Origin of the sequence: Capnocytophaga sp. oral taxon 329 str. F0087, assembly GCF_000213295.2 — a bacterium.
GTDB classification, from domain to species: Bacteria; Bacteroidota; Bacteroidia; order Flavobacteriales; family Flavobacteriaceae; genus Capnocytophaga; species Capnocytophaga leadbetteri_A.
Map to the genome: position 1 here is coordinate 1 of NZ_KN390031.1, position 7985 is coordinate 7985.

Here is a 7985-nt window from a genome sequence, read left to right on the forward strand (position 1 = left end):
CTACGCTAACGCATACTCAAACCATAAAGGTAGCTGACAACATACCGCCTACTTTTGTAGGAACTCTGCCGCAGGATATTACTATAGAAGAGGGAGAGCCTATTCCTCTACAAAAAAGTATTTCGGCAGAAGATACTTGTGCTGGTGCGCCAACGGTTAAACGTTCAATGAGAGAAGAACTCAACGAAGAAGGTAAACGCGTTAAAATCATCTACCAATGGGTAGCTCGTGATGTATGTGGTAATGAGGCGGTACACACTCAGACCATTTCAATTACTCCTAAAAAAGTAGTACCTCCTGCACCTAATGATACTGCTGAAGTGGTTATTTATAATGGAGTATCTACTGACGATGCTAATAATTACTTCCGTATAGCGAATACAGACCCTAATAGTCCTATCTCGGTGATTATTTTTGATGAAATGGGACTTAAAGTGTATGAAAGCGACCATTATCAGGAAAGGGGAGAGGTATTTAGAGGCTATCCGAATGTAAAAAGCGTAATAGGTAGTAATAAAGCCTTAGCTGGTACTTATTTCTATATAGTTAAATACTACAAAAATGGCAAACAAGAGTCCGCAAAAGGATTTTTGTACGTCAGGTAGTTTTACTCTAAAGACCTGAGAATTATTAAATAAAATAATATTATTAACAAAAATTATAATAATTAGCTTGCTAATTGATTTTTAGTTCGTACCTTTGCACCGTCAAACTAATATCAGTAATGAAAGCAATATTATATTATTGTTGCGCATTGGTTATAGGTTTGCAAGCCGCCAATGCGCAACAAAAAACTCAAGAACTCTTCAATTATTTTTCACAGCCTCAACCTATTAGCTGGGTAGTTTCTCTTCCTAACGCACCGTCGTTACCTATCAAATGGCAAGAGCGAAAAGTTACTTCTCAACCTCGGGAGTTCCGTAGTTTTGTAGGCTATTATCAAGACCATTTCGTAGGAGTAATAACCCTTAGCAAGGAGTATGCTACTGGCGAAATCTTCTATCAAGGCAATTCGTATCTGTTAGAGACTTCAGAAAAAGGAGTAGTTAGCATAAAGAAAGACCAATCTTCAAAAGCTTGTGGCGTACAAAATTCTTCTGAAAAACAAAGTCTTACAAGCAGACAATACTTTGAAGGCAATGAAGATAAGAATGACCCACCCATTGAGAAACCAGAAATATACAATTCGCTTTACCCTGATGCTCTTATTCACACCGATGGGGTATTTAGGCACTACCGATTGGCACTTCCAGTAGATTACAGCATTTACAATTCGACATTTTTTTATAAAGATGTAAATAGAGTTAAGGCATTTTGGTATGCTACCATTGCCTTTGTGAATGAATTATACCGCAATGATGTAGGGGTAGATTTTACATTGGTAAATGATGAAGCACTTATTTTTACTGCTGAAAAAGATCAGCTATTTCGCAGAGGTAGTCGGGCTAATGATGTGGTAAATGATGGTACGATTACCCTTAACAAACATTATGACCCTAAAAAGTATGATTTGGCAGTTATTCTGACTGATTATAGGGAGAAATATAATGGTATGGCAGCTGTTTATTCGGCTTATGAACAACATAATAAGGCAAATGCTACGGCACGCCCTATAAAACCATCTACCATTGCTCACGAGATAGGACATATGTTTGGGGCAGACCATACTTTTTCTAACGGAGGGCAGTATTCGAGCAAAACAGAAATAGATGCGGGGCAATCTATTATGAGTTATGGACACGAGTACCCTCGTGATTTCTTCTCATTGATAAGTTTGGAAACTATACGCAGATTTTTAGGAAACTCAATGGCCTATTATGCTGATGAGGCACGCACCCAAGAGGCAGGAAAACGTGTGGAAGGTACGGGCTCTAACCTTGTGTATGGGGTGAAGAGTAATAACCAGCCTCCTGTACTTGACCGCTCGCACTTAAAGAAAGAATATGTAATTCCGAAAGATACCTACTTTCAGTTTTACCTAATAGGTACGGATGCTGAAAATGATACCATTACCTATATGGCGCACCAAGCAGATAGGCGTTTTCACTCTACTAAATCAAACGCCCGCTTTATGACTTACAAAGGGAAAACCAATGGTAATATTCGCTTTGAGACTACTTGGTTTGAGAAAGAACGCAATACTTTTGTACCTATAGCTGCTACTTCGCCATTAAACTATACTCCTGGTACTTTTACTTTTTGGTTGGCTGCTGCTGACCATAACAGAGCTGACCGCAACCACGTGGTGAAATATGATGTGGAGGAAGTAAAAGTGAAAATAGCTGAAGGAAAACCTTTTCAAATACAAGATTTTGACAATGGTACTTGGGAGCGAAACCGCACTTACAAAGGAGGGCAAATGCTCACCCTACATTGGCAAGTAGATGAAAATATTTTTGGCAAAAATAGTAAAGTGAGGATATTGCTATCGGACGACTCGGGAAAGACTTATAAATACATATTGAAAGAGACCGCTGATAATAATGGAACGTGCGATGTGATACTCCCCAACATCAATATAGGTACTACTCACGGACATTTTGGTAAACAAAGAGGGCAAGGTGTTATCAAAATAGAAGTGATAGATGGTTTGGCTTTTGCTCTTTCGTGCACTAAACCTTATCACCTAGGCGGCTTTATGATTGATAAGAACAAAAATGCCCCTACGCCGCTTGCCTTAGTAGCAAGTAGTCTACCTGCTCAACACATTACAGTAGCTTGTGCTAATGTAATACCTACTGCAGCCAAGATAGAGACGCAAGGCGGCTGCGGTAGAGTTACTCAGGCTATTGCACAAGAAGAAACTAATAAGAAATGTGATAACTACTATACCCTAAAACGTACTTACTCTTTTAGTGATGAATGTAATACAACCGTAAGTTTTGAACAATTTATCACAGTGAAAGATGATAAAGCTCCTGCTTTTGTAGGGCTTTTGCCTAGTGATGTGAGTATAGAAGAAGGAGCTGCTCTGCCTGAAGCTAAAGTGCTTACCGCTAAAGATAACTGTGCAGGAGAATTGCAAGTAACGCCTTTGGTAAGTAAAGAAAATAATAAGGTGGTATATTTGTGGAAAGCAACAGATAGTTGTGGTAATAGTACAATGCATACACAAACTATTTCTATAAATCCAAAGCCACAAATAAGTACTCCAACGGTGACGACTCCTACTGTTAGTACTCCGACAGTGACGACCCCTACTGTTAGTACTCCGACAGTGACAACACCAACGGTTAGTACTCCGACGGTAAATAGTCCAACACAAGGGATTATTATCTATAACGGAGTTTCGACAACAGACCCTGCTAACTACTTTAGAATAGAAAATACAGATACTGACCAACCAATTTCAGTAGTTATTTTTGATGAAATGGGACTAAAAGTCTATGAGAATAATAATTATGGAAAGACTGAAGTGTTTAGAGGTATGGCTAATGTCGGCACGATAATAGGTGGGCGAAAAGCCTTGGCAGGTACGTATTTCTATATCATTACGTATTATAAAAACGGACAATTAGAAAGCAGAAAAGGATACTTATATGTCAGATAATAATTGACAATTAAATATTTAGCAAAATGAAAATATTACGACTATTAATATGGTTTTTATTTATAGGAACCATAAACGCACAACAAAACGCAGCGGCTGTAATACGCTTATTTCAGCAAAATAACGCTGTAGAATGGCATTTACCCGTAAAAGGGAAAAGCATACCCCTTATGTGGTATGAGCGCTATAACTCTCTTGCTCAAGAAGGATTTCGCACCTTTGTAGCCTACCACCAAGGGGCTTTTGCAGGGAGTATTTCTGTAGCTCCTTCTACTATATCAGGTGAAGTGTGGCACGAAGGAAAGGCTTATTTCCTAAGTACCGAAAAAGGCATACTAAAGATTAGTACCGAAAAGAGTCAGTTTAGTTGTGGTACTTGTGCTGATGGGCAGTGTAATACAGATATGGGTACCACTACTACCCCAAAAGCAAGCACTACAGCCCGAGGTGTAGCTCTTGCTGAAGTAGCCTTGCCATCAGAAGACAAACGAGTGCTATACAACACTAATGTAATGAGAACGTACCGCTTGGCAATGCTTATAGATTATAGTTTTTACAAAGGACATTGCCGCAGTGATATGAACAAGGTAAAAGCCTTTATGACAGAAGTGCAAGCAGGACTGAATGAAGTGTGTGGCAGGGAGATAGGTTGTCAGTTTGAATTGGTAAACGACCCACGCCTTATTATTACCACTAAAGAAAAAGAAGTGTATGACCGTCCCTCAGTAAGAACGGTAGTAGAGAGAGCTACAGGCGATTTTAACAGCTTGATAGGTGAAGAAAACTACGATGCTGGTATAGTGTTTTCGGTATATAAAGATAATCGTGGATTGGCACATCTGGGTGAAATCACAGGGAAACTAAAAGGAGGTTGTATTGCTAACCACGAGTTTTATATTATTCTACACGAGTTCGGACACCTATTGGGTTCAGCACATACCTTTACTATAGGAGGACAAACGGCTTCGTCATTTACAGAGCCAGATAGGGGAAACTCGATAATGAGTTACATTAATGACCCTTATGGTACTTACTTCTCATTACCCTCTATCTACACTATTCGCAACCGTACTAACCTACACGATGCTTACTATAGCGATAAAGCACGTACCCAATTGGTAGGACTACCACAAGCGAATATACCCTACGGAGAGGTATCGGACAATCGTGCCCCAGTGATACATCGTGCGAAGTTGAAAAAGAGTTATACCTTACCACCTAATACTTACTTTCAGTTTGATATAGAAGCCAGCGACCCTGATGGAGACCCGCTACTTTATATGGCGCACCAAGCTGACTTTAAGATATTTGGAAAAGCCCGTTTTCCTTCTAACAGACCTACAGAGACTAACCGTATAGAGTTTTATCAACCATATAGAAAGAATAGAAGCAATGAATGGGAAGCTGTTCCTTTCAAATTTACAAATAAAGATGAAACAGGAGAATTTACTTTTTGGTTAGGAGTATGCGATGGCAAAGTGGGGGCTTACAAAAATGGAAAACCCCATGTGCCTCTTTACGATGTGTATGAAACCAAAGTGAATATAGTAGGAGGTACGCCTTTTAGAATAATTAATGTAAGCAAAAGTAGTGCAGGAAAATACAAACGAGGAAAAGACGTTACCCTCACTTGGGGAGTTGATAAAAATATCTTTGGCGAAGATAGCAAGGTGCGCATTCTCTTTTCAGACGATTATGGAAAGAGTTATAAATATGTGTTAGCTGATGGAATTCCTAACAATGGTAAAGCTACTGTTATTTTCCCGACGCAAGCCAAAGGTTGGAATGGGGGTAATCTTTATGTAGAAGGACTTTTCAAAATAGAAGTAATTGACCATATTGCCTATGCAGTGCACACTGATCCCCCAAGCACTTTAGATATGCACAGCCCTGACATTACCTTTAAAAATTTGCCAGAGCCTACTATAACAGTGAAGAAAAATGCTATCCCTCCAGCTCCGAATGTTACAGCTGAAAGCTATTGTAAAAGAGGACGTATCAATATAGTTCTATCGGAAGAACCTCACGATACCTATCTGTTGCGTCAATGGATAGCTACTAATGGTTGCGGCGATAAGGTAACAGCTCAGCAATTTATCTATTACGAAAAAGAAGCTCCTATTAATAGTTTGCATTTTGTAGGAGACTTGCCTAAAGATATGCACGTACAATGTAAAAGTGAGATACCTGAAAAAGCTGAGGTAAAGGCAGAAGGAGCTGATAATATCCGTATAGACTATGAAGAAGAAATGACTGAAGGGGATAAAAAAGCTTATAAACTCACTCGTTCTTGGATAGCATATGCTGATAATGCATTGCCAATTCGGCACACTCAGCAAATTTTGCTAAGAGATACTCAGAAGCCAGAACTTTCGTCCTATCCTAAAAGTATGATAGTGAAGAGTGAGGATCAGGTGCCTTTCAAAGAAAACCTTACAGCTACTGATAACTGCGATGGTCTTTTGAGAGTAGATTCTAGTGAAAGTAGTAAATATGAAAATGGTAAAAAGAAAGAGGTAACCTATGTATGGTTTGTAGAGGATAATGCTCATAACCAAAATCGTTATGTACAGGTAATTACTATTAATCCTGCTATAACTACTCCGACGGTAACTACTCCGACGGTAACTACTCCGACTGTGAGTACGCCAACGGTAACTACTCCAACGGTAAGCACACCGACTGTAAGTAGTCCAACGGTAAGCACACCAACAGTGAGTACTCCAACAGTAAGTACACCGACTGTAAGTAGTCCAACGGTAAGTACACCAACGGTAAGTACACCGACTGTGAATACACCGACTGTGAGTACCCCAACAGTAAGTACTCCAACGGTAACTACTCCGACGGTAAGCACACCGACTGTGAGTACTCCAACTGTAACTACTCCAACTGTAACTACTCCAACGGTAAGTACACCGACTGTGAGTACGCCAACTGTGAGTACGCCAACTGTGAGTACGCCAACTGTGAGTACGCCAACTGTGAGTACGCCAACAGTAAGCACTCCGACCGTAACTACACCAACTGTAACTACGCCTACAGTAACTACACCGACTGTGAGTAGTCCAACAGTAAGTACACCAACAGTAAGTACACCGACTGTAACTACTCCAACGGGAATAAGCCCTGAGGTTTCGGAGGTAATTATTTATAATGGGGTTTCAACTCATAATTCTCATAACTATTTTAAAGTAGAGAATACAGATGAAAACAGACCTATCTATGTGATTATTTTTGATGAAATGGGACTAAAAGTGTATGAAAACCCTGACTATGGTAAGAATGAAGTGTTTAGAGGTTATGCTAATGTGAAAAACGTAATAGGCAAGAAGGCATTGGCAGGTACCTACTTCTATATACTGCGATACTACAAAAATAATACATTAGAAGAGAAAAAAGGATTTTTATACATCAGGTAGTCAATTATTAATTTGCTAATTATTAATAGTTTCGTATCTTTGCCACTCAAAACAATGAAAAAGATATAGAATATGAGTTTTATTGATTACCTACTCTCAGCAGTGCTGATGCTTATCACCTTTGCGATAGGCAGTTCGTTGCGCTTTGCTGACTTCGAAAATATATTTAGAAAATCAAAGCCCCTTTATTTGGGGCTTTTCTTGCAAATGGTGTTTTTGCCTATTTGTGCTTTTATTATTGCTGCTGTAGCCGACCTTTCGCCTGCTGAAAAAGTAGGGCTTATTATCGTGGCTATCTGTCCTGGGGGTACTACTTCTAACTTTATTAGCTATCTCATCAAAGCAGATACAGCTTTAGCAGTAGCTCTTACTTCTATCAATAGTCTGCTGATATTGGTCTCTATACCTGTATTATCGAATTGGGCGGTAGCTGCCTTTATGGGAGGGCATACTGAAGTATCGCTGCCTATTCTTAATACTGTGTGGGAGGTGACTAAAATAGTTATTATCCCAGCTACTTTAGGTTTGCTCTTCAATCGCTATTTTCCTAATATAGCTCATCGTATTAAGTTTCCGCTAAAAGTAATTAATACCCTCTTATTGGGGGTAGTATTCCTTATCAAGTTCTTTGCAGGGGAAGAATCTGGGGGGAGCGGCATATCAGTAGATGAAATTATACGCTTATTGCCTACTACCTTACTGATGCACCTTAGTTCGATGATACTTAGCTATTTTATAGCCCTTAAACTCTTCAAACTATCGGGTATACAATCTACTACTATTAGTATAGAGGTAGGGTTGCAAAACACAGTTTTGGCAATATTCGTAGCGGGCACTCTGATGCACAATGCCCCAATGACCAAACCTGCCCTTGTGTATGCGATGTTTTCTTTCTTTACTACTTTGGCGTTTGCGTTTATTACTATTAGAATTAGAAGAGATTAGCTATTTGGCTACTTGCTAACGGATGCTAATAAGTATATCACTGCCATACGTATCGCTACTCCGTTTTC

General features: G+C 39.4%; 4 protein-coding genes and 2 pseudogenes. All 6 read left to right on the top strand.

The window, feature by feature from the left end; translation table 11 throughout:
• Window positions 1-605, top strand: a 605-nt coding sequence (locus tag HMPREF9074_RS09340) for a T9SS type B sorting domain-containing protein (RefSeq protein ID WP_034540399.1), incomplete at its 5' end; no start/stop codon positions are given.
• Between the two features lie 119 nt (window positions 606-724).
• On the top strand, window positions 725-3550 hold the full coding sequence (locus tag HMPREF9074_RS09345; protein ID WP_009392095.1) for a reprolysin-like metallopeptidase: 2826 nt from the start codon (window positions 725-727) through the stop codon (window positions 3548-3550).
• A gap of 533 nt (window positions 3551-4083) precedes the next feature.
• Window positions 4084-4584: pseudogene (locus tag HMPREF9074_RS12835) on the top strand (zinc-dependent metalloprotease); the annotation flags it as partial.
• Between the two features lie 1814 nt (window positions 4585-6398).
• Window positions 6399-6617 (top strand): annotated as a pseudogene (locus HMPREF9074_RS12840) (hypothetical protein); the annotation flags it as partial.
• The gene (locus HMPREF9074_RS12845; protein ID WP_369700501.1) at window positions 6610-6972 is read left to right on the top strand and encodes a T9SS type B sorting domain-containing protein; all 363 of its coding nucleotides are present in this window, start codon (window positions 6610-6612) and stop codon (window positions 6970-6972) included. The pseudogene HMPREF9074_RS12840 and the gene HMPREF9074_RS12845, both read left to right, overlap by 8 nt.
• 72 nt (window positions 6973-7044) lie before the next feature.
• Window positions 7045-7917, top strand: a complete 873-nt coding sequence (locus HMPREF9074_RS09355) for a bile acid:sodium symporter family protein (RefSeq protein ID WP_009392097.1) — start codon at window positions 7045-7047, stop codon at window positions 7915-7917.
• Window positions 7918-7985: the final 68 nt, after the last annotated feature.

What these genes read in the sequence shown, in the direction of transcription:
- HMPREF9074_RS09345 (WP_009392095.1), top strand. Translation starts at nt 725, where the DNA reads ATGAAAGCAATATTATATTATTGTTGCGCATTGGTTATAGGTTTGCAA.
- HMPREF9074_RS09355 (WP_009392097.1), top strand. Translation starts at nt 7,045, where the DNA reads ATGAGTTTTATTGATTACCTACTCTCAGCAGTGCTGATGCTTATCACC.